The sequence below is a fragment of the Aquabacterium sp. genome, assembly GCF_050725395.1.
Classification (GTDB): Bacteria; Pseudomonadota; Gammaproteobacteria; order Burkholderiales; family Burkholderiaceae_C; genus Aquabacterium.
Genome location: NZ_JBOHHL010000025.1, coordinates 42,572 through 64,064, shown reverse-complemented (window position 1 = coordinate 64,064; position 21,493 = coordinate 42,572). Strand labels below are relative to the sequence as shown.

Sequence of the window (21,493 nt, the reverse complement as noted above, 5' to 3'; positions counted from 1 at the left end):
ATGCCAAGGTCAACGGCGTGGTTGGCCATTTGAATTCCGGCACCACGATCCCGGCCGCCAAGATTTACAGCCAGTGTGGGCTGCCCATGGTCACGCCCTCGGCCACCAACCCCGACCTGACCACCTTGGGCTACAAGAACGTTTTCCGTCTGCTGGCCAATGACAAGGCATTGGGCGCGGGCTTGGCGCAATACGCGGCCAAGACCCTCAAGCTCAAGAAGGTCGCCATCATCGACGACCGCACGGCCTACGGCCAGGGTGTGGCCGGTGTGTTCCGCGAGACGGCCAAGGGCCTGGGCCTTGAAGTGGTGAGCGAGCAGTTCACCAACGACAAGGCCGTGGATTTCATGTCCATCTTGACCTCGATCAAGAGCAAGAAGCCCGATGGCATCTTCTTTGGTGGGATGGACCCCCAAGCCGGCCCCATGCTGCGCCAGATGCAGCAACTGGGCTTGAACAAGGCCTACCTCTTTGGCGGCGATGGCATCTGCACCGACAAATTGATCGAGCTGTCGAGCGGTGCCAAGACTTTGGGCAATGTGGTGTGCGCTGTCGGCGCCGCTTCGCTGGACAAGCTGCCGGGTGGCAAGACCTGGCGCGCCAAGTACGACGCCAAGTTCCCCAAGCAGTTCCAGGTCTATTCGCCCTACACCTATGACGCCACGATGGTGTTGGTGGACGCCATGAAGCGTGCCGGTTCGGTGGACCCCAAGGTGTATGGCCCGAAATTGGCGGCCACCGATTACACCGGCATCACGTCGCGTGTGCAGTTCGAGCCCAATGGCGAGCGCAAGACACCGTCGATGACGCTGTTCGCCTACAAAGATGGCAAGAAGGTTGAACTGAATTGAATCTGGCAAAAGCCTTGCTACAATAGCGGGCTTCGGAGAGGTGGATGAGCGGTTTAAGTCGCACGCCTGGAAAGCGTGTGTAGGTTAATCCCTACCGCGGGTTCGAATCCCGCCCTCTCCGCCAAGAAAAAACGAACTAAGCCCTTGATTTCAAGGGCTTTTTTCTTTCAGCCGCCGCCGGTTCGAAGTGAATTCAACCGGACGTCCAACTTTGACGTCCCACTTCACTTCCCAGGTGACCACGACGCGACGTCACCGATTCTCAGCCTGTACCGCCGACACCTGAGGCATTGCCGCCTCCCGCGCTGGAGGTGCACCGGGTTGGTTGAGCACGCGCACTTCAGCAAGCTGTTGCGCAACTTTCAGTGCGACAGGCATCGCCTCGCTTTGTCAAGGAATTCGGGCTCTGCAAGGTCACCTGGGCCACCAAGCTGGAGCAGGGCACTTCTGATTCCCGAAGATGCTTGTATTTATTCAATAAATCAATAATAATTGAATTATGGAAGAAAGAGACATCATCATCGCCTTGTCTGCCCTGGCACAACCGGTGCGGTTGAGAGTGTTCCGCTCGCTCGTCGTCGCCGGGCCCGGCGGGATGACGCCTTCGGCGCTGTGCGAAGCGCTGGATGTGCCCGGCACATCACTTTCTTTCCACCTGAAAGAACTGCTTCATGCGGGATTGGTGTCCCAGGAGCGGGATGGCCGCAACCTGATCTACCGAGCCGCCTTTGACCGCATGAACGGCTTGCTCTCGTACCTCACCGAGAACTGTTGCCAAGGCCAAGCCTGTACCGAGGCGCCCGGATCCACTTGCTGCTGAAGGACCACTGCCATGAAGCGATTCCACGTCCATGTCCACGTCACCAATCTCGATCAAAGCATCGACTTCTACGCGAAGATGTTCGAGGCCCAGCCCACGCGAACCGAGTCGGATTACGCCAAGTGGATGCTGGACGATCCGCCACTGAACTTTGCGATCTCGGCGCGGGGCGGCCAAGTGGGCGTTGACCACCTTGGGATCCAGGCTGACACGGCCGAGGAACTGCTGCTGCTCAAAGAACAGGCTCAACGTGCCGATCTGGCCTTGGTCGATACGGGCGAAGGTACCTGCTGCTATGCGCGCAGCGAGAAGCACTGGATCACCGATCCGCAAGGGGTGGCCTGGGAGCACTTTCACACCTTGAGCAATGTTCCCGTGTTCCGGGAAGAGCCTGGTGCGGCAGCGCCTGGGCAGGCCAGCCATCCAGCCCCTGTTGCCACCGCTTGTTGCCCGCCCGCGAATCTCGGCAGGCCCATCGGCATCCCGGTCAAATCCAGCCCGTCTTGCTGCTAGGGCCCCGCCTTCCGTTCCATTCTTTGTCCCGTGCCATGACCACCAACGTTTTGATCCTCTGCACTCACAACTCCGCGCGCAGCGTGTTGAGCGAGGGCATGCTCAACCACTGGGCTCAAAAGCTGGGGCGAGATGTCCGCGCCTACAGCGCTGGCAGCGCCCCCAGCGGACGTCTCAATGCCTTTGCTCTGGAGGCCCTCAACAATGCTGGCGTGGACACCACCGGCTACCGCAGCAAGAGCTGGGATGAGTTTGTGGCCGATGGCGCTCCAGAGATCCACGTCGTGATCACCGTGTGCGATAGCGCGGCCGCCGAAGCGTGCCCATATTGGCCCGGTAGCCCGGTCAAAGTGCATTGGGGCTACGCGGATCCCTCCAATGCCCTGGGCGGCGATGACGGCAAGCGCTTGGCCTTTGAGCTGACGCGCCAGGCGATCGGCTACAGGATGCTCCAGTTGTTGGTCCTTCCCTTGAAAGAGTTGGATCCAGCCTCCTTGCAGCATGCCTTGGATGGCATTGCCAAGCAGTGAGCGGATCATGAAGGCAGCCACTTTGACCTCCCGCGCTGCGGGCCCTGTGTCCATGAGCGTTTTCGAGCGTTACCTGACGGTCTGGGTTCTCGTGTGCATCGTCGTTGGCATCGCGTTGGGGCAGTTCTGGCCTGATGCGTTCCAGGCCATCGGACGCATGGAAGTGGCCAAGGTCAACCTGCCGGTGGGCCTGCTGATCTGGATCATGATCATTCCAATGCTGCTGAAAGTGGACTTTTCCAGCTTGTCCCAAGTGAGCAAGCACTGGAGAGGCATTGGCGTTACCCTTTTTGTGAACTGGGCGGTCAAGCCCTTCTCCATGGCCCTGTTGGGATGGGTATTCGTGCGGCACCTGTTTGCGCAGTACCTGCCTGTCGACCAGTTGGACAGTTACATCGCCGGCCTGATTCTCCTGGCGGCGGCGCCCTGCACGGCCATGGTGTTCGTTTGGAGCCGCCTGACAGGCGGGCACCCATTGTTCACCCTGTCGCAGGTGGCGTTGAACGACGCCATCATGGTGTTCGCCTTTGCGCCCATCGTGGCCATGCTGTTGGGCATGTCATCGATCATCGTGCCTTGGGAAACTCTGATCACCTCGGTGGTGCTGTACATCGTGATTCCGGTGATGCTGGCGCAAGGGCTGCGCAAGGTTTTGCTGGCGCGAGGCGTGGCCGTGCTAGACGCTGCATTGGTGGTGATCGCTCCCTGGTCCATCACCGCGCTGCTGGCCACGCTGGTGTTGTTGTTCGCGTTCCAAGGCAAGGTCATCATGCAGGAGCCGCTGGTCATCGGGCTATTGGCCGTGCCCATTCTGGTCCAGGTGCTTTTCAACTCGGCTTTGGCCTACTGGCTCAATCGTCTTCTTGGTGAATCTCACGATGTGGCTTGCCCCTCGGCATTGATTGGTGCCAGCAACTTCTTCGAGTTGGCTGTCGCCGCGGCCATCAGCCTGTTTGGCTTCGAGTCGGGGGCAGCGCTGGCCACGGTGGTCGGCGTGCTGATCGAAGTGCCAGTGATGCTGCTGGTGGTGCAGGTGGTCAATAAAAGCAAAGGCTGGTATGAAGGGGAAAGCCAGCGCGCCTAAGGCGCCCGAAGGCTTGGCCATTCACGCCCGAGTTCGCCGGCATGAAGATTGGAGCGTAGGCCGAGGTCGTGACCTGATTTGAACCAACCAGCCGCCACGAAACACGGGCGGTTCAGGTAAACGACGTGTCCGTCAGGGCGTTTGGGTGCCACCAGCCTCAATGGAACAAAAGCAGGGGTACTTTGACCCTGGCCAGCACCTCGTTGGCCACCGACCCCAGGAGGACGGTCTTCCATGCCGACCGGCCATGGGTGCCCATGCAGACCAGGTCTACTTCCTCGGCTTCAGCCATGCGCGCGATCACCTCGGCGGGGTGGCCCACCTTGGATATAAAACGGGCGTTGAGTTCATGCTCCTCGAAGATCACCTTCACGGGCGCAAGCACGTTGTTGGCGCTCGATTGGTAGTAGTCATCAGCCGCGTTGTGATCCAGGTACCGCAGGATGTGATCGGGAAGGATGAGGGCGACGGTCAGAACCACATACTCAGGCTGCGCTGCTCCCAGAAGTCCTGTATGTGCTGCAAGGTAATCCAACATTTGCTTTGTGCAGGTGCTGTCATCTACCGCTACCAGAACTTTCATGCTTGTCTCCATCACTGTTGATCATTGCCGTACCGATTGGCCTGGTGAACTGAGGCCACCAGATCAGCGTGGTGCTGCCGCGGCGTTGATCTTCATGGCCTCGGCCAGTTGCTCCGCCTTGCGCGCGCCGCAACGCACGAAGTCGTAGTCGGCCTCGTTGACATTGCGCGTGCGCAGCCAGTATTTCCAGGTCGAATCGGGCCAGATGGCGAAGTTGATGCCTTCGGCCGTCTGGTACCAGCTTTTGCAGCCCGAGGCCCACACGGTGCCCTTGAGAGATTGCGTCACCTCGGCCAGGAAGCGCTTCATGGCCGAAGGCTTCACGTCAAGGTAGTCGGCGCCCTTGGCACGGAGCAGCTTCATGCACTTCACGATGTAATCGGCCTGAGCCTCGATCATGAAGATGATGGAGTTGTGGCCCAGACCGGTGTGTGGCCCGACCAGTTGGTACATGTTGGGATAGTGCGCGGTGGTGATGCCCAGGTAGGACGTGGGGCTGGTCTTCCAGTCGTCCTGCAGAGTGTGGCCTTTCAGGCCGCGCAACTCGAAGTTCTTCATGTAGATGCGCGGATCGACGATGAAGCCGGTGCCCAGGATCAGGCAATCCATGGGGCGCTCGATGCCATCGCGCGTGACGATGCTGTGCGCGCGGATCTCCTGGATGCCGTCGGTCACCAGCTCGACGTTGGCGCGGTTGAAGGTGGGGTACCACTTGTTCGAGATCAGGATGCGCTTGCAGCCCAGGGTGTAGTCGGGTGTGAGCTTCTTGACCAGGGCCGGGTCGTGCACCTGGTGGCTGATGAACTTCTTGATGAGCGCGCCGCCGATGCGCGCCATCCATGGGTTGAAAATGGGCCACACGCGCGATTCATTGGTCCAGTAGCAGCGCCAGCGGTGCAGTGTGCGCGTGATGGGCAGGGCTGCGAAGAGTTTCTTTCGCAAGGCCGAGTAGCGCCGCGTGTCACGGGGGATGACCCAGGCCGCGGTGCGCTGGAACACGTGCAGTTGCTTCACCTTGGGCGCGATTTCGGGCACGTACTGGATGGCGCTGCCGCCCGATCCCAGCGAGACCACCGTCTTGCCGCTGAGATCGTAGCCGTGGTCCCATTGGGCCGAGTGCATGACCTTGCCCTTGAAGCTGCTCAAGCCCTTGATGTCGGGGAAGGCGGGCACGTGCAAGGGCCCCGAAGCCAGCACCCAGTGGCGCGCATGCACCACATCGCCCGAGGCCGTCGTGATGGTCCAGCGCGCGGTGGATTCATTGAACACCGCGCTGACGACTTCCTGATTGAACTGGCAGTGCCGGCGCAGGCGGTATTGGTTCGTCACGTCCAGGATGTAGGCTTGGATCTCATCCCAGGGGGCATAGCGCTTGGACCAGTTGGCCTTGGTGGCGAAGGAGTACGAATACATGTGCGATTGCACATCGCACTCGGCGCCCGGGTAAGTGTTGTCACGCCAGGTGCCGCCGACTTCGCCAGCCTTCTCAAGGATCACGAAGTCGTCGATGCCGGCCAGCTTGAGCTTGACGGCCATGCACAGGCCGCCAAAGCCTGCGCCAGCGATGGCGACCTCCACATGGCGTGTGGACCGGGGTGGGGTGGTGCAGCTCGTCATGGCGGTCAGAAACGGAAGCCGACGCCCACGCCGATCAGCCAGGGATCGACCTTGAACTCACCGACCTTGCTGCCGGCCGAACTCACGTCAGTGCGGATCTGCACCTTTTTGACGTCCAGGTTCAAGAACCAGTTCTGGCAGATCTCGTAGTCGATGCCCGCCTGCACGGCCAGGCCCCAGCTGTTCTTCTCCAGGCTGGGCTGCAGGGCCGCTTGAACCGCAGGGCTGAAGCGCACGCTGGAGAATCGCGTGTAGTTCAGGCCCGCGCCCACGTAGGGCTTGAAGGCACCCAGCCCGGTGAAGTGGTACTGCGCGGTCAAGGTGGGCGGCAGGTGCTTGAGCGAGCCGATGTCGGTCCCGCCTGAACGGATGGTCTGCTTTTGCGGGTAGGTCAGCACCAGCTCGACCGCGAACTGGGGCGTGAAGAAGTAGCTGACATCGAATTCGGGGATCACCTTGTCGTTGATGGACAGGTCGAGCCCGGTGGAATCCTTGTTGGCGCTGTCCAGGTTCACGGCGCGCACGCGCACCAGCCAGGGGGACTCATCGGCGTGCGCCACGGTGGGCAGGGCGATTCCACCCGCCAAGGCCATTGACATTGAAACGATGGCTTGGCTTGTCAGCTTGGTTCTCATGGTGTTTTCCTGCAATGACGAGGCAGATTCCTCAAGCAGGATTTCAACGTGCCGGTTGCCAACTGACCTTGCGCCATGTCAAATTAGCCGCATGTGTTGCGCGTGGTCATAATGGCCATTGCCCCCTACCCGCCCAATGACCATGACCGTGACGACCCAAGCCCACATCGCCGTGGTCGATGATGAGCCCGACATCCGACAACTCCTGAGCAGCTACCTGGGCGCCCACGGCTTCCGCGTGAGTGCGCTGCCTTCGGGCGCGGCCCTCTTCGCCATGATGGACACCGATGCGCCACAGGTGGTCTTGTTGGACTTGGGCCTGCCTGGCGAGGATGGCCTGGCCATTGCCCGGCAACTGCGCGAGCGCTGGCACTGCGGCCTGCTGATCGTGACGGGGCGGGGCGATCCGGTCGACAAGGTGGTGGGGCTTGAATTGGGCGCCGACGACTACGTGACCAAGCCTTTCGACCTGCGCGAGTTGCTGGCCCGCACCAAGGCCGTGTTGCGGCGCATCGTGCCGGCCACACCCGAAGCGGTATCGAGCACGAGGCCCTCGTCAGACGCTTGCAGTTTCGTGGGCTGGACCTGCGATTTCGCCGCGCGCAGCCTGCTGGCGCCCGATGGCCAGGAGATCGGCCTGACCAGTGGCGAGTTCGACCTGCTGACCGTGTTCCTTAAACACCCGGGGCGCGTGCTCTCACGCGATTTCTTGCTGGAGCACACCCGTGGCCGCGAGGCCGGCCCGTTCGACCGGACCATCGATGTGCAGATCGGGCGCTTGCGCAAGAAGCTGGAGGCCGACCCGCAAGATCCCAAGATGCTGAAGTCCGTGCGTGGCGCGGGCTATGTGTTCGTGCCCCCGGTTCAAGCTGGCTGACTGCGCATGAAGCTGCCGCACCACCTGCCGCCTGCGCTTGATGCAAGCTCAGTCTTCCAGTCCATCTTCAAGGCCTACCCCGATGCGCTCTTGATGGTGGACCGCGCCGGCACCATCGTGCTGGCCAACCCCGCGGCCTCGCAGTTGCTGGGCTACCAGCTCGAGGAACTGGTCGGCCTGAAGGTGGAAGCCTTGGTGCCCGACGCCATCCGACCCCAGCATGCGCAGTACCGCGAGGGCTATGGCAAGCACCCGCACACGCGCCCCATGGGCACACAGATGGACCTGGTGGCCAAGCGCAAGGATGGCAGCGAGGTGATGGTCGAGATCGCGCTGAGCCCGCTGGAAGATGGCGGCCTGCCTTACGTGGTCACGTCCATCCGGGGCATTGGCGACTACCCCCGCGTCAAGGCCGCTTTGCAACGCGCCCGCTACAGCGACTACGTGGCGCGACTGGGCCGGTTGGCGGTCGACATCCGCGACCCCGAAGGTCTGCTGCACGAGGTGCCCGTGATGGCCGCCGAAGCCTTGCAGGTGGAGGGCAGCGCCTTGTACCTGCTGGATGCCAGCCGCGTGCATTTCCAGGTGGTCAGTGGCGTGGGCCTGGCCGATGAGGAAGCGGTGGGCACCCGCCTTCCCGCCATGCCAGGCCTGCTGGCTGGCCACGTGCTGTTGACCAATGCACCCGTGTTGGTGGGCGATGACCTCAAGCCGGGGCATTTCGCCTTGAGCGCCAGCGACCTCGACGCGGGCTTCGCCAGCGGCCTGGCCGTGCCCCTGTTTGACCGTGGTCGGACCGTGGGCGTGCTGGCCGTGCGCTCGCGCCAGCCCGCGCGCTTCGGCGAAGACGAAACCCGCTTCCTGGAATCGCTGGGCAATCTGCTGGCCAGCAGCCTGCAGCGCTCGCACACCGAAGAGGCCCTGCGCCACGCCCAGAAGCTGGAAAGCGTCGGCCAACTGACGGGCGGCATCGCCCACGATTTCAACAATCTGCTGACCGTGATCCTGGGCAATCTGCAAGTGCTGCAAGAGTTGCCCAGCATCGGTGCCGATCCGCATTCGCAGCAGTTGCTGGCCTCCGCCCTGCGCGCCGGCAAGCGCAGCGCGGAGCTGACCGGCAAGCTGCTGGCCTTCTCGCGCCGGCAGGTGCTGCAACCCGGGCGGGTCGACGTGGGTGCGCAATTGCAATCCCTGGCCGACATGCTGCGCCGCACCTTGGACCAGCGCATCCACATCGTGCTGCAGGTGGCGCCCGGCACACCGCCTTGCCTGGCCGACCCGGGCCAGCTGGAAGCCGCCTTGCTGAACCTGGCCATCAACGCGCGCGATGCCATGCCCGAGGGTGGCACCCTGACCATCGCCTGCCGGCCCTGCGCGACCTTGCCCCTGGGTCTGGTAGCGTTGGACGATGCCTCCTTGCTGGCGCCAGCCGAGCAAGGCCATGTGGCGATTTCGCTGGCGGACACGGGCTCGGGCATGTCCGATGAGGTCAAGAAGCGCGCCTTCGAGCCCTTCTTCACGACCAAGGAGCCGGGACGCGGCACGGGCCTGGGCCTGAGCACGGTGTACGGCTTCGCACGCCAGTCGCAAGGCGCGGTGTCGCTGGAAGGCGCGCTGGGCGAAGGCACGACCTTGACGCTCTACATCCCCGCCGCACCGGCAGGCGATGCCGATCTGGACGATGTCTCGTCGTCGGCCCACGAGATCCCGCCAGGCTTGCGGGTGATGCTGGTCGAGGACGACGCCGAGGTGCGGGCCGTCGTGCAGAAATTCCTGGAATCGCTGGGCTGCGATGTCACGGCGTTCGCCAGTGGTGAAGAAGCCGTTGGAGCCTTGAACACGCAGGCCGATTGGCGCCTGCTGCTCAGCGACATCGCGCTGGGCGCCGGCATGCGCGGCATGGCGGTGGCCCGCCAGGCGCAGGCCCGCCTGCCCACGCTGGCCATCATCTTGATGTCGGGATTTTCATCCGAACTGCTGGACGCCAACCGTGATGCCCCCGAGCATTGGGAGCTGCTGCAAAAGCCTTATGGCCGCGACGAACTGGCCCAGGCCATCGCGCGGGTGCTGTCAAACCAAGCTCACTGAAGCGTGGCCGAGCGCGGTGCCGGCTGGCTGCTTTCGATGAAGGCGACCAGTTGCGCCACGTCGGGGATCAAGATGTCGCGGCGGCCCTTGGCGGTGAAACCGATCAGTTGGCGAGCAGCCAGGCGGGTCAAGGCGCGGCTGACGGTTTCCAGCGTCATGCCCAGGTAGTTGCCGATCTCGGCGCGGGTCATGCGCAGGGTGATCTGGTCGGTGCGCAAGCCGCGGCTGGCCAGGGAGTCGACCCAGTAGCGTAGGAAGTCGGCCACGCGGGCATCGGCGGACAAGGTGCACAGCGACAGCAGCGAGTTGCGGTCGCGCGAGATCTCGCGGCTCATGGCCTGGTGCAGCAGGTTCATCAACGGCACATTGCGCATGGCAGCCTGGCACAGTGCTTCATAGTGGATGCACCAGACATCGGCCGTGTCCATGGCCACCGCGTCGTTGCCGTAGTGGCCTGAGGCGATGCCGTCGAAGCCCAGCCAGTCGCCCTTGAAGTGCAGGCCGACGACCTGCTCGCGGCCATCTTGCGAGGTGTTCAGCGTCTTGAAGATGCCGGAGTTCAGCACATACAGGTATTTGAAGGGTTGGCCCGCTTCGTAGATGCGGTCGCCGGTGTGCACCAGACGGTGCTGCACGGGCACCGAGGCCTTCACCAGGTGCAGGCTGTCCAGGATGCGCTGGGCGGCACTCACCTTGGCGGCGGGCAGGCCCAGGCTGGCAGGCAAGGACAGGTGGTGGGGGGATGGCAGCGTTGAAGTCGGGAGGTGTGGTGCGGCGGAGTTCATGGGGGCAACCAGGCGTTGGATTGTGAAGCCCGTGAAGGCGATGGGCTGAGATTAGGGAGGCCGGGTCAATGCCCTGAGAACCCCGTGTCGCGCTGGGTAACGCTGTGTAAACGGTTTGTATCAAGGGGCGGCGGCTTGACGCAGGTCAAACAGCGCGGGGCAGGGCGCCGATAGGCTTGGCGCAAGGTCTGTCAGTCCGTGGCGGCCACCCATTTCGCCAAACACCGTGAGCCCGCCGCCACTCGACCACCGATTGCTCCACACCGCCCAGGGCCTCGACGATCAACAGATCGGCGCGTTGTGGTCGATGGCGGAAAGCCTGCAGTCCATGCGGGACACCAGTGCCATGCCGGGTCTGCTCAAAGGCGCCAACATCGCGCTGGTGTGCCAGGAGCAGGACGCCGCCAGCGAAGACGCCCGGGTGTTCGAACGCGCCGCCACGCAGCTGGGGGCCCGCGTGGCCCGCATCCGCTCGGCCGACGTGGGCCAGGCGGGCCCGGCCGACCTGGGCGCCATGGCCCGCTTGTTCGGCCGCCTGTACGACGCAGTGGAGTGCCAGGGCGTCGATGAACATGTCATCCAGCAGCTGGAAGCGCAGGCGGGCATCGTGGTCTACCACGGCATCGGCCTGGCCAGCCACCCGGTGTTCCGTGGGCTTCAGCCCATGATGAGAGGGGGCCTGCCCGAAGATGACCAGGCTTGCCGAGAAGCGGTCATCCAGTCCATTTTGCTGAGCACCTTGCGTTGACCTGCATGGCCGCCACCACGCTTTCACCCGACCTGCAGGTGCTGGACGACGAGCGCGAAATCGGCTGCTTCAGCCGCTGGCGCACCACCGACTCGGGCCAGCGCCTGGCCGAGTCCTCGCTGCGCATCGGCGGCATGCACTGCACCGCCTGCGCGACCACGGTGGAGCGGGCGCTGCGTGCGGTGGATGGCGTGCTGGACGCCCGCGTGAGCGCGGCCTCGGCCTGCGCGACCGTGCAATGGGCCTTTGGCGAAACCCGCCCCTCGGTGCTGGTCGAGGCGGTGGCGCGGGCCGGCTACCAGGCTGTGCCCGACACGGCGGCGGGTGTGCGCAGCCTGCGCCAGAAAGAATCGCGCGATGCCGCCTGGCGCCTGTTCGTGGCCGCCTTCTGCGCCATGCAGGTGATGATGCTGGCCACGCCCGCCTACCTGGGCGAGGCCGGGCACTTGCTGGCCGAACACAAGCGCGTGCTGGACTGGGGCAGCTGGTTGCTGTCCTTGCCGGTGATGGTGTTCTCGGCCGGGCCTTTCCTGACCGGCGCGTGGCGTTCGTTGCGCGGTCGGCGCATTGGCATGGATGTGCCGGCGGCCCTGGGCATGCTGGTGGCCTTCGTCGCCAGCACGGGCGCAGCCTTCGATCCCGGCGGCCTCTTTGGCCGCGAGGTGTACTTCGATTCCCTGACCATGTTCGTGAGTTTTCTGTTGGCAGGGCGCTACCTCGAGATGTGCGCCCGCCATCAAGCCGAGCGTTCTCTGGAAGCATCCTTCGGCCGCATGCCGGAGGTCGCCTTGAAGATGAACGCCGATGGCGGCACCACGCCCATCAGCGTGCTGCGCCTTCAGGCGGGCGATGTGGTCTGCGTGCCGGTGGGCGAAGCCTTCTGCGCCGATGGCGTGCTGACGCAGGGCGCCACGCGTGTCGATGAATCACTGCTGACGGGCGAATCGGCCGCGGTGTCCAAAGCCTCGGGCGATGCGGTGGTGGCCGGTAGCCTGAATCTGAGCGCGCCCGTGGCGATGCGCGTGGACCGCCTGGGTGCCGACACGCGTTACGAAGCCATTGTGGCCATGATGCGCGGCGCACGGACCCAACGGCCAGCTTCGCTGTCGCAGGCCGATCGTTGGGCGGGGCCGTTCCTGTGGGGCGTGCTGGCATTGGCCGTGGGCGCGGCGGCGGTCTGGTCGCAGATCGACCCGGCCCGCTCGGTGTGGGTCGCGGTGTCGGTGCTGATCGTCACCTGCCCCTGCGCCTTGTCGCTGGCCGCGCCATCCGCCTTGCTGTCCGCGGCCACGGGGATGGCGCGGAGGGGGCTCTTGCTGCGGCGCATCGAGGCGATCGAGGGTCTGGCCAGCATGGACGTGCTCTTCATCGACAAGACCGGCACCCTGACGGAAGGCGGTGATGGCCAGGTCCGCATGGTGCGGCTGGATGCCGGCACGCGGTGGGGCGATGACGAGCTGCGGGGCAAGGCCTGGTCGCTGGCCAACTGGTCGACGCATCCCCTGTCCAGAATGCTGGCGAAGGACAGCCTGCATGGCGAGGCCGAGGTCTGGGTCGATCTCAAGGAGATCAGGGGCCAGGGCCTGGAAGGCTGCGCGCGCGATGGTGCGGTGTGGCGCCTGGGCAAGGCGCCCGGCGCACCAGACGCCGAAGCCTGCGGCTTCGAGACCGAAACCTGGTTGAGCCGCGACGGGCGCCCCGTGGCCTGCTTCTACTTTCAAGACACCTTGCGCCCGGACGCCTTGGCCGCGGTGCAAGCCCTGGCGCGCGATGGCGTCACGGTGGCGATGCTGTCTGGTGACCACCCGGTCAGGGTCATGCGCACGGGCCGGCAGTTGGGCCTGAGCGCCTGCCTTGGCGGCCTCTCGCCCGCCGACAAGCTGGCCTCTGTGAAAGAGGCCCAGGGCCGAGGCCTGCACGTGGCCATGCTGGGCGACGGCATCAACGACGCACCCGTGCTGGCCCAGGCCGATACCTCGATCGCGATGGGGGCCGGTGCTCGCATCGCCCGGGCACAGGCCGATGGCGTGCTGGTGTCCAACTCGCTGCAAGACCTGGTGCAGGCCCGCGCGTTGGCCCGCAGGGCGCTGGGCGTCGTTCGACAGAACCTGGCTTGGGCGGCCCTCTACAACTTGGTGTGCGTGCCGCTGGCCCTGGCCGGCATGTTGCCGCCCTGGGCCGCGGGGCTGGGCATGGCCTGCAGTTCGCTGGTGGTGGTGCTCAACGCCTGGCGCCTGTCGCGCTGAAGCGCCATGGAGATCCTCTACATGCTCATCCCGCTGTCGGTGGTGCTGGTGCTCGCCATCCTGGGCGTGTTCGCCTGGGCCTTGCAGACTGGCCAGTTTGACGACCTCGAGCAGCACGGCGAGCAGATCCTCGATGCCGCCGTCGAGTCCTTTGATCCGTGTCAAGGTGCTTGAACGCGCGGGGCGTCAACATGCGGTCATGTCCCACGGCGTCTACCCGAAAGGCCATCCATGATTGAGCGCACGCGATCCCCCTCTTCATCCGCTTGGCCAAAGGTCTGGGCATGAACCGCGCGTTCTCGGGGCCGCACCAGCCGTGGTGGCGCTTCCGCATGGTGTGGCTGGTGATTGGCGGGCCGGCGGCCGTGGTGGTGGCCGGTATCGCCACCATGGTCCTGGCGGTGCACGACCATGATCGGCCTTTGCCGGCGCCGGATTCGGCCGAGTTCGTCATGCGCCACCTGAGCACGCCCAAGCTGGCGCAGCCCAGCCCGCCAGCCCGCTGAGCCAGCGCTCACAGGTCGATCACGATGCAGTGGCCGCTCTTGCTGTCGGGCCTGGCCATGGGGCTGGCCGCCATGCCGCATTGCGCCTTCATGTGTGCGGCACCCTGCTCGGCCTTGACGCAGGGCAGGGGGGCTGAGGTGGCGCTGTTCAGCCTGGGCCGCCTGCTAGGTTACAGCCTCGTCGGGGCCTTGTCGGCCTACAGCGTGGCGACCCTGGGTGTCTGGAGCCAATCGGTGCCCGCCTTGCGCCCGCTGTGGACCTTGCTGCACCTGGCCTTCCTGAGCCTGGGCCTGTGGTGGTTGATCACCGGCCGGCACCCGGTGTGGCTGCGGCGTGATGCGGCCATGCCGGTTCAAGTGCCGGGCCATCCCCGGCGCCTGCTGCGTTCGGGCATGGGCGGCCTGGCTTGGGTCGCTTGGCCCTGCGCTGCCTTGCAAGGCGCGATCCTGCTGGCCGCGCTGGGCAATGGTCCTGTCGTGGGAGCACTGGTGATGGCGGCCTTCGCGCTGGCGTCCATGCCAGGCTTGCTGGTGGCGCCCTGGGCAATGAAGCGATGGCGGGCCGGGCCGGGCGCTTCGGCCGACCCAAGTCGACTGGCCACCTTGGCCTTTCGGTTGGGTGGCGCTGGCCTGGTCATGAGCTCGGGTTGGGCCTTGACCCGTGGCATTTGGCACAGCCTGTGGCTGTGGTGCGGTGGCGCGTGACCGCGCCTTGACGTGCATCAAAACCTGTTCATGGGCTTAAACCTACAGTGGGCAGCTCGTTCTGATCACTTTGGGAATCCTTATGCGCTTGCATGCTCGGCCTGTGGTCCAGGCCCTTCTGTTCGTCGTGGCCACCTTGGGAGCCACCGGTCTTCTGGTGGCCGCGGGCTTGAATGAAAGCGCGTTCGCCTCCTGCGAACCACCTTGCCAGGTCCGCACCACACCGTGACCGACCTGCACGGGCCTTGATCCAGATCAGGGCCCCGAAACGCGCGCCGCCGAACAATCGAACGAGAGGCGCAAGCCTCACCCCACAAGCATCAAGAAAGGACGCGCCCGACATGGCCGCTTCGACATCCGCCCCGGTCTTCTACGACGATGGGCCCGTTCGACAACTTGCATTGGCCGCGGTGCTCTGGGGCGTCGTGGGCATGGCGGTCGGGGTGTTCATCGCCACGCAACTGGCCTGGCCCGACCTGGCCGCCGGCGTGCCTTGGCTCAGCTATGGCCGCTTGCGTCCCTTGCACACCAATGCCGTGATCTTCGCCTTCGGTGGCTGCGCGCTGATGGCCACGTCCTTCCACGTGGTTCAGCGCACTTCGCAGGTCCGCCTGTTCGCACCTTGGCTGGCGCGTTTCGTGTTCTGGGGCTGGCAGGCCGTCATCGTGGCGGCCGCCATCACGCTGCCACTGGGCTACACGCAAGGCAAGGAATACGCCGAGCTGGAATGGCCCATCGACATCCTGATTGCTTTGGTCTGGGTGGCTTACGCCGTCGTCTTCTTCGGCACCATTGCCTTGCGCAAGGTGCGCCACATCTACGTGGCCAACTGGTTCTTCGGCGCCTTCATCATTGCGGTGGCCTTGCTGCACATCGTCAACAGCGCGGCCATGCCCGTCAGCCTGTGGAAGAGCTACTCGGCCTATGCAGGTGTGCAAGATGCCATGGTGCAATGGTGGTACGGCCACAATGCCGTCGGCTTCTTCCTGACCGCGGGCTTCCTGGGCATGATGTATTACTACATCCCCAAGCAGGCCGAGCGGCCGGTGTATTCCTACCGCCTGTCGATCGTGCACTTCTGGGCGCTGATCTTCACCTACATGTGGGCCGGCCCGCACCACCTGCACTACACCGCCTTGCCCGACTGGACGCAATCCGTGGGCATGGTGTTTTCGCTGGTGCTGCTGGCGCCCAGCTGGGGCGGCATGATCAACGGCGTCATGACCTTGTCAGGCGCCTGGCACAAGCTGCGCGACGATCCCATCCTCAAGTTCCTGATCGTGGCCCTGTCCTTCTACGGCATGTCCACCTTCGAGGGCCCGATGATGTCCATCAAGACCGTGAATGCCTTGTCGCACTACACGGACTGGACGATCGGCCACGTGCACTCGGGCGCCCTGGGCTGGGTGGGCTTCATCACCATGGGCTCGCTGTACTACCTGATCCCGCGCATGTTCGGCCAGAAGCAGATGTTCAGCGTCAAGGCCATCGAGATCCACTTCTGGATCGCGACCCTGGGCGTGGTGTTCTACATCGCGGCCATGTGGATCGCGGGTGTGATGCAGGGCCTGATGTGGCGCGCCGTCAACCCCGATGGCACCTTGGTCTACAGCTTCATCGAAAGCGTCAAGGCGACCTTCCCCTTCTATGTGGTGCGCATGGTGGGTGGCCTGCTGTACCTGGGCGGCATGCTGCTGATGGCCTGGAACGTCGTCATGACCGCACGCCAAGGCAAGCCGACGCTGGCCCAGGTGCCTGCCGCACATGCCGAAACGCATGTCACCCAAGCCAAGGGACACGAACGCATCGAGACCAGCAATGGCCTGATGATCGCGCTGATCCTGGTGGTGGTGGCCGTCGGTGGCATGGTCGAGATCGTGCCCCTGTTCTTCCAGCGTTCGACCACGCAGCCGGTGGCCGGCCTCCAGCCCTACACGGCGCTGCAACTGGCGGGGCGCGACGTCTACCTGCGCGAGGGTTGCTACAACTGCCATTCGCAGATGATCCGTTCGCTGCAGTCCGAGACCTTGCGTTATGGCCACTATTCCGTGGGCGGCGAATCGGTCTACGACCACCCCTTCCAATGGGGCAGCAAGCGCACCGGCCCTGACCTCGCTCGCGTGGGCGGCAAGTACAGCGACGAATGGCACCGCATCCACCTGAGCAGCCCGCGCGACCTCGTGCCCGAATCCAACATGGCCGCCTATCCCTGGCTGGCCAACAACCTGGTCGACCCCGCCGTCATGCCCACCAAGCTGAAGGCGATGAAAACCTTGGGTGTGCCCTACACGCAGGCCGACATCGATGGCGCGGCTGAAGCCGTCAAAGGCAAGAGCGACCTGGATGCGCTCGTGGCCTACCTGCAGGTGCTGGGCACCAACCTCAAATGAATGGAGCCAAGCACCATGGAACTGAATGACGTTCGCATCCTTGTCACGCTGGGCAGCTTCCTGATGTTTGCGGTCATCGCGGTGTGGGCCTGCTGGCCAGCCAACCACGATGACTTCAACGATGCCGCCCGCCTTCCCTTCCTTGACGAGGAGTCGGCCAAGTGAGTGATTTTTTCAACCAGGGTTGGTCGGTCTACATCGCGGCCACCACCATCATCGGCTTGTTGGCCTGCCTGGCCTTGCTCATCATCGCCGCGCGCCGCAAGGTCATCCCCGGCGACGACACCACCGGCCACGTGTGGGACGAAGACCTGCGTGAGCTCAACAACCCGCTGCCACGCTGGTGGATGGGCTTGTTCGTCATCACCGTGATCTTCGCCTTTGCCTACCTGGCTTTCTTTGGCGGGCTGGGCAGCTCTAAGGGCGTGCTCGACTGGAGCAGCAGCGCCGAACTGGCCACGGACAAGGTGGCCGCACGGACCTTGAGCGCGCCGCTGTATGCCCAGTTCGCCAGCATGCCGGCCGAGCAATTGGCCCACCAATCCAAGGCCATGGCCATGGGCGAGCGCCTCTTCGTCAACAACTGCGCCACTTGCCATGGTTCCGACGCGCGTGGTGGCAAGGGCTTCCCGGACCTCACCGATAACGACTGGCTGCACGGCGGCACGCCCGACAAGATTGAAGAGACGATCACACACGGCCGCGTGGGTACCATGCCGTCGATGGCCGAAGCCGTGGGAAGCGAGCAGGACGCGCGCAACCTGGCCAACTACGTGCTGAGCCTCTCGGGCAGCGCGCACAACAACATTGCCGCGCAACTGGGCCGCTCGTCCTTCAAGGTGTGCGCGGCCTGCCACGGGGCCGCTGGCCAGGGCAACCAGCTCATCGGTGCCCCCAACCTGACCGACAAGGTCTGGCTGCATGGCTGGGGCGAAGAGGCCGTCATGAACATGATCAAGAAAGGCAAGACCAACGTGATGCCGGCCCATGACACGCGCCTCAGCGCCGAGCAGATCCACGTGCTGGCGGCCTATGTGTGGCAGCTTTCGAAATCCGGGGCCCCATGAAACGCAAGGTGATCCCCATCCGTGCCGTGCCGGCAGGTGCAGGTCCTACCGACACCGCGCGGGTCATTTCGCTGTACGAGAAGCAGCCCAAGATCCACCCACGCGCCGTGCACGGCTGGTTCGCCGCCTGGCGCTGGACCCTGGTGTGGTTCACCCAGGCCTTGTTCTACGGCCTGGCCTGGTTGCCCTGGCACGGCCGGCAGGCGCTGCTGTTCGACCTCGATGCCCGGCGTTTCTTCATCTTCGACCTGGTGCTTTACCCGCAGGATTTCATCTACCTGACGGGCCTGCTGGTGGTCTGCGCCTTTACCTTGTTCCTGTTCACGGCGGTGGCCGGGCGCCTTTGGTGTGGCTACGCCTGCCCGCAAACTGTTTACACCGAGATCTTCCTTTGGGTGGAGCGCGTGTTCGAAGGCGACCGCCATCAGCGTCTGAAGCTCGAGGCCGCGCCCTGGGGCTTGAACAAGCTCTGGCGCAAGTCCGGCAAGCAGTTGGGGTGGCTGGCCATCTCCTTGTGGACGGGCTTCACCTTCGTCGGCTACTTCACGCCCATCCGCTCATTGGCGGTCGAGGCCAGCCACCTGAGCCTGGGCTCATGGGAATGGTTCTGGGTGCTCTTCTACGGCCTGGCCACTTACGGTAACGCCGGCTACTTGCGGGAGCAGGTCTGCAAGTACATGTGCCCCTATGCGCGCTTCCAAAGCGCCATGTTCGACCACGACACCCTGGTCATCAGCTACGACCAGGCGCGCGGTGACCCGCGCGGCACCCGCGCCCGCAGCGCCAAGCCGGCCGATCTGGGCCTGGGCGACTGCATCGACTGCGGGCTGTGCGTGCAGGTCTGCCCCACCGGCATCGACATCCGGGAAGGGCTGCAATACGAATGCATCGGCTGCGCGGCCTGCATCGACGTCTGCAACGGCGTGATGGCCAAGATGCATTACCAGCCTGGCCTGATCCGTTACGCCACCCAGCGCGGCATGGCCTTGCACCTGGACGCGCGCGGCATGCTGCGGCACGTGCTGCGGCCGCGCGTGCTGGTCTACAGCGCCGTCCTGCTGGCCATCACCACGGCCTTGGCAGTAGGCTTGGCCACTCGCTCGCCCTTCAAGGTCGACGTCGTGAGAGACCGAGGCAGCCTGGCGCGCCTGGTGGGCGAGGGCGATGTCGAGAACGTCTACCGACTGCAGCTGATGAACGCCACCGAGAGCGCGCAGCGCCTGCGCATCCAGGTCGATGGCCTGAAGGACGCTGTTGTCAAAAGCCGCCCCCTTGTCGAGGTTGCGCCCACCGAAGCACGCTGGGTGCCCGTGGTCGTCCAGCTGCCACGCGAATCCGCGCAAGGCCTGACGCCGGGTGTCCATCCAGTCCACTTCAGGGTCGATGCCCTGAGCGCCGATGGCCAGACCGTCCAGGCCAGCGTGTCCGAAGCCTCCACTTTCATGATCCCCCGCTGAGGACACCATGAGCAGCACCGTCATCCTCCTGACACCCGAGCTCCGACCCTTGCTGAACAAGAGTGGCCCGCGCTACACCTCCTACCCCACGGCGGACCGCTTCAAGCCCGACTTCACCGCGGTCGACCACGCCCGGGCCCTGGCCGAGCGCACCGCCAGCGTCGACGCAGCGCCCCTGTCCCTCTACGTCCACATCCCCTTCTGCGAATCCATCTGCTACTACTGCGCCTGCAACAAGGTTGTCACCCGCCACCATGACCAGTCCGACCGCTACCTGAAGGCCCTGGCCCAAGAGGTGACCTTGCATGCCCGCGCCCTGGAACCTCGCCAGGCCGTGTCGCAACTGCACTTCGGCGGTGGCACGCCCACCTTCCTCGACGACGCCGATCTGCGCGACCTGCTGGGCGTCTTGCGTGAAGCCTTCGCCTTCACAGGCGACGCCGAGTTGTCCATCGAGGTGGACCCCCGCACCGTGACCCCAACGCGCCTGCAGGCCCTGGCCGAGATGGGCTTCAACCGCCTCAGCTTCGGGGTGCAGGATTTCGACGAGGACGTGCAAATCGCGGTGCACCGTGTTCAACCTTTCGAAACCGTTGAAGCTTTGACGGCTTGCGCCCGTACTTTGCCATTCGACTCTGTCAACGTTGACCTGATCCATGGCCTGCCCAGGCAAACCTCTGCGTCGTTCGAGCGCACCCTGGCGCAAGTGGTGTCACTGCGGCCCGACCGCATCGCTTTGTATGGTTATGCACACATGCCTGAGCGGTTCAAGCCGCAGCGTCGCATTAAGCAGGCCGAGCTGCCCACGGCCGGCCAACGCATCACCCTGCTGGAGCAGGCCATCGTGCGCTTCACGGCCGCTGGCTACGAGCACATCGGTATGGACCACTTTGCATTGTCCAACGATGCGCTGGTGATCGCCAAGCGGGCAGGGCGCCTGCACCGCAATTTCCAGGGTTACAGCACCCAGCCCGACTGCGACATCCTTGGTCTGGGCCTGTCGGCCATTGGTCGCATTGGCCGCTGCTACACACAGAACGCCAAGACGCTGACAGCCTACATCGAGGCAGTGGAAGGTGGGGCCTTTGCCACCGAGCGGGGCTTGTGGCTCTCCTTCGATGATGAGGTGCGCCGGGCTGCGATCATGGCCGTGATGTGTCAGGGTCGACTTGATTTTGACGATATCGAGCGGACGTTCGGCATCATGGCGCCGGATTACTTTCACGCCGAACTGCTGGCCTTGCGCGACATGGCAGCTGCTGGGCTTGTCGAGTTGCACCCCCGCTTTTTGACTGTCACGCCTGCCGGTTGGCACTTGGTGCGAACCGTGGCCATGGTCTTCGATCGGCACCTGCTCAGCGGTTCAAGCAAGCAGTTCTCCAAGGTTGCTTGACAGAGACCCAGGCGTTCAGGTCTGCGTTTTCGGTGGTGCTTTGGGCGTGGGTCTGGCTGCTTGTTTGCAATGCAGCGGTGCTGCGCCTACAACCATGGCTCGCGCAGTGAGCTGGGTGCGTTGAGGTGGGCCTTGGCTGAGACGCCGACGCCAAGCCGACTGACCAGTTCTCCACCCAACCAAGCCGAGACCATCGAGAAGGCCAAGCCCCCAATGGCCAGAGCCGTCGCGACCGTGCTGACATGCCCCTCGGCCTCATGGCGGAGCAAGCAGCTGGCGAGGAACAGCAGGAGTACAAGAACGTTTGTACCGCCATGGAGGGCGCCAATGGCTTTTGCCCTCGTTCCTTTCGGAATGGCCATCCAGTCGATCAGACCGAAGGGCGCCGCCACCACCCCACCGATCAAGCCGCCGACCTGCGTCCAGTAAGCGACTTCCGCCAGCGCTTGAATGTGCAGCATGCGGTAGGCCAGGTCGAAGAACACGGATGCACCCAAAAGTCCAAGGGGGAAGACGATCAGCATCTGATGGATGGGATGTCCTAGAAATTTAGCTTTCGATTCCATGACGGACCTCAATGGTTTTGGGAAGACGTGCC

22 protein-coding genes, 1 tRNA gene and 1 pseudogene are annotated in these 21,493 nt (G+C 64.3%); 19 read left to right on the top strand and 5 right to left on the bottom strand.

The features are described 5' to 3' along the window. From ACREB4_RS15190 to arsB, 6 genes are all read left to right on the top strand, one after another. Window positions 1-851 (top strand): branched-chain amino acid ABC transporter substrate-binding protein (locus ACREB4_RS15190; protein ID WP_431589069.1); only part of this gene is annotated, 851 nt, incomplete at its 5' end. A gap of 34 nt (window positions 852-885) precedes the next feature. Next, window positions 886-975 (top strand) — tRNA-Ser (locus ACREB4_RS15185). Window positions 976-1,350: 375 nt separating this feature from the next. Further along, window positions 1,351-1,671, top strand: coding sequence for an ArsR/SmtB family transcription factor (locus tag ACREB4_RS15180; protein WP_431589068.1), 321 nt, complete (start codon window positions 1,351-1,353; stop codon window positions 1,669-1,671). Window positions 1,672-1,683: 12 nt separating this feature from the next. Beyond that, window positions 1,684-2,184: an ArsI/CadI family heavy metal resistance metalloenzyme gene (locus tag ACREB4_RS15175; protein WP_431589067.1), complete on the top strand. Its 501-nt coding sequence runs from the start codon at window positions 1,684-1,686 to the stop codon at window positions 2,182-2,184. A gap of 35 nt (window positions 2,185-2,219) precedes the next feature. Further along, on the top strand, window positions 2,220-2,714 hold the full coding sequence (locus tag ACREB4_RS15170; protein WP_431589066.1) for an arsenate reductase ArsC: 495 nt from the start codon (window positions 2,220-2,222) through the stop codon (window positions 2,712-2,714). A gap of 7 nt (window positions 2,715-2,721) precedes the next feature. After that, window positions 2,722-3,798, top strand: a complete 1,077-nt coding sequence (gene arsB, locus ACREB4_RS15165) for an ACR3 family arsenite efflux transporter (protein WP_431589065.1) — start codon at window positions 2,722-2,724, stop codon at window positions 3,796-3,798. A gap of 157 nt (window positions 3,799-3,955) precedes the next feature. On the opposite strand, the gene ACREB4_RS15160 is transcribed toward arsB, so the two are convergent. From ACREB4_RS15160 to ACREB4_RS15150, 3 genes are all read right to left on the bottom strand, one after another. Beyond that, the gene (locus ACREB4_RS15160; RefSeq protein WP_431589064.1) at window positions 3,956-4,381 is read right to left on the bottom strand and encodes a universal stress protein; all 426 of its coding nucleotides are present in this window, start codon (window positions 4,379-4,381) and stop codon (window positions 3,956-3,958) included. A gap of 63 nt (window positions 4,382-4,444) precedes the next feature. Beyond that, window positions 4,445-5,998, bottom strand: a complete 1,554-nt coding sequence (locus ACREB4_RS15155; protein ID WP_431589063.1) for a flavin-containing monooxygenase — start codon at window positions 5,996-5,998, stop codon at window positions 4,445-4,447. A 5-nt stretch (window positions 5,999-6,003) separates the two neighbouring features. After that, window positions 6,004-6,633 (bottom strand): OmpW/AlkL family protein, encoded by a 630-nt coding sequence (locus ACREB4_RS15150; protein ID WP_431589062.1) that lies wholly within the window; start codon window positions 6,631-6,633, stop codon window positions 6,004-6,006. Window positions 6,634-6,781: 148 nt separating this feature from the next. Between ACREB4_RS15150 and ACREB4_RS15145 the strand changes: the two genes are divergently transcribed. Together ACREB4_RS15145 and ACREB4_RS15140 are read left to right on the top strand one after the other, a co-directional pair. Further along, window positions 6,782-7,510 carry a response regulator gene (locus ACREB4_RS15145; RefSeq protein WP_431589061.1) on the top strand — a complete coding sequence of 243 codons (729 nt, stop codon included), beginning with the start codon at window positions 6,782-6,784 and terminating at the stop codon, window positions 7,508-7,510. A 6-nt stretch (window positions 7,511-7,516) separates the two neighbouring features. Next, complete coding sequence (locus ACREB4_RS15140) at window positions 7,517-9,598, top strand: PAS domain S-box protein (RefSeq protein ID WP_431589060.1); 2,082 nt, start codon at window positions 7,517-7,519, stop codon at window positions 9,596-9,598. Here ACREB4_RS15140 and ACREB4_RS15135 read toward each other — a convergent pair. Then, window positions 9,592-10,383, bottom strand: coding sequence for a Crp/Fnr family transcriptional regulator (locus ACREB4_RS15135; protein WP_431589059.1), 792 nt, complete (start codon window positions 10,381-10,383; stop codon window positions 9,592-9,594). The two genes, ACREB4_RS15140 and ACREB4_RS15135, sit on opposite strands and share 7 nt — an antisense overlap. Window positions 10,384-10,636: 253 nt before the next feature. Here ACREB4_RS15135 and ACREB4_RS15130 point away from each other — a divergent pair, with 253 nt between their 5' ends. From ACREB4_RS15130 to hemN, 11 genes and pseudogenes are all read left to right on the top strand, one after another. Continuing rightward, window positions 10,637-11,131, top strand: coding sequence for a hypothetical protein (locus tag ACREB4_RS15130; protein ID WP_431589058.1), 495 nt, complete (start codon window positions 10,637-10,639; stop codon window positions 11,129-11,131). A gap of 5 nt (window positions 11,132-11,136) precedes the next feature. After that, the gene (locus tag ACREB4_RS15125) at window positions 11,137-13,377 is read left to right on the top strand and encodes a heavy metal translocating P-type ATPase (RefSeq protein WP_431589057.1); all 2,241 of its coding nucleotides are present in this window, start codon (window positions 11,137-11,139) and stop codon (window positions 13,375-13,377) included. A gap of 6 nt (window positions 13,378-13,383) precedes the next feature. Next, window positions 13,384-13,551, top strand: a complete 168-nt coding sequence (ccoS, locus tag ACREB4_RS15120) for a cbb3-type cytochrome oxidase assembly protein CcoS (RefSeq protein ID WP_431589056.1) — start codon at window positions 13,384-13,386, stop codon at window positions 13,549-13,551. Window positions 13,552-13,661: 110 nt separating this feature from the next. Further along, window positions 13,662-13,883, top strand: a complete 222-nt coding sequence (locus tag ACREB4_RS15115) for a hypothetical protein (protein ID WP_431589055.1) — start codon at window positions 13,662-13,664, stop codon at window positions 13,881-13,883. 24 nt (window positions 13,884-13,907) lie between these two features. Further along, window positions 13,908-14,588 (top strand): sulfite exporter TauE/SafE family protein, encoded by a 681-nt coding sequence (locus ACREB4_RS15110; protein WP_431589054.1) that lies wholly within the window; start codon window positions 13,908-13,910, stop codon window positions 14,586-14,588. Window positions 14,589-14,929: 341 nt separating this feature from the next. Then, window positions 14,930-16,357 (top strand): annotated as a pseudogene (ccoN, locus tag ACREB4_RS15105) (cytochrome-c oxidase, cbb3-type subunit I); the annotation flags it as partial. Further along, window positions 16,340-16,978: a cytochrome-c oxidase, cbb3-type subunit II gene (gene ccoO, locus ACREB4_RS15100; protein WP_431589072.1), complete on the top strand. Its 639-nt coding sequence runs from the start codon at window positions 16,340-16,342 to the stop codon at window positions 16,976-16,978. The pseudogene ccoN and the gene ccoO, both read left to right, overlap by 18 nt. A 15-nt stretch (window positions 16,979-16,993) precedes the next feature. Further along, window positions 16,994-17,143: a cbb3-type cytochrome oxidase subunit 3 gene (locus tag ACREB4_RS15095; protein ID WP_431589053.1), complete on the top strand. Its 150-nt coding sequence runs from the start codon at window positions 16,994-16,996 to the stop codon at window positions 17,141-17,143. Then, the gene (ccoP, locus tag ACREB4_RS15090; RefSeq protein WP_431589052.1) at window positions 17,140-18,045 is read left to right on the top strand and encodes a cytochrome-c oxidase, cbb3-type subunit III; all 906 of its coding nucleotides are present in this window, start codon (window positions 17,140-17,142) and stop codon (window positions 18,043-18,045) included. Before ACREB4_RS15095 ends, ccoP begins: the two co-directional genes overlap by 4 nt. After that, on the top strand, window positions 18,042-19,502 hold the full coding sequence (gene ccoG / locus ACREB4_RS15085) for a cytochrome c oxidase accessory protein CcoG (RefSeq protein ID WP_431589051.1): 1,461 nt from the start codon (window positions 18,042-18,044) through the stop codon (window positions 19,500-19,502). Before ccoP ends, ccoG begins: the two co-directional genes overlap by 4 nt. 7 nt (window positions 19,503-19,509) lie before the next feature. Then, window positions 19,510-20,895, top strand: a complete 1,386-nt coding sequence (gene hemN, locus ACREB4_RS15080) for an oxygen-independent coproporphyrinogen III oxidase (RefSeq protein WP_431589050.1) — start codon at window positions 19,510-19,512, stop codon at window positions 20,893-20,895. A gap of 86 nt (window positions 20,896-20,981) precedes the next feature. Here the strand turns inward: hemN and ACREB4_RS15075 are convergent, their stop codons facing one another. Further along, window positions 20,982-21,461 (bottom strand): DUF2231 domain-containing protein, encoded by a 480-nt coding sequence (locus ACREB4_RS15075; protein WP_431589049.1) that lies wholly within the window; start codon window positions 21,459-21,461, stop codon window positions 20,982-20,984. Window positions 21,462-21,493 lie beyond the last annotated feature (32 nt).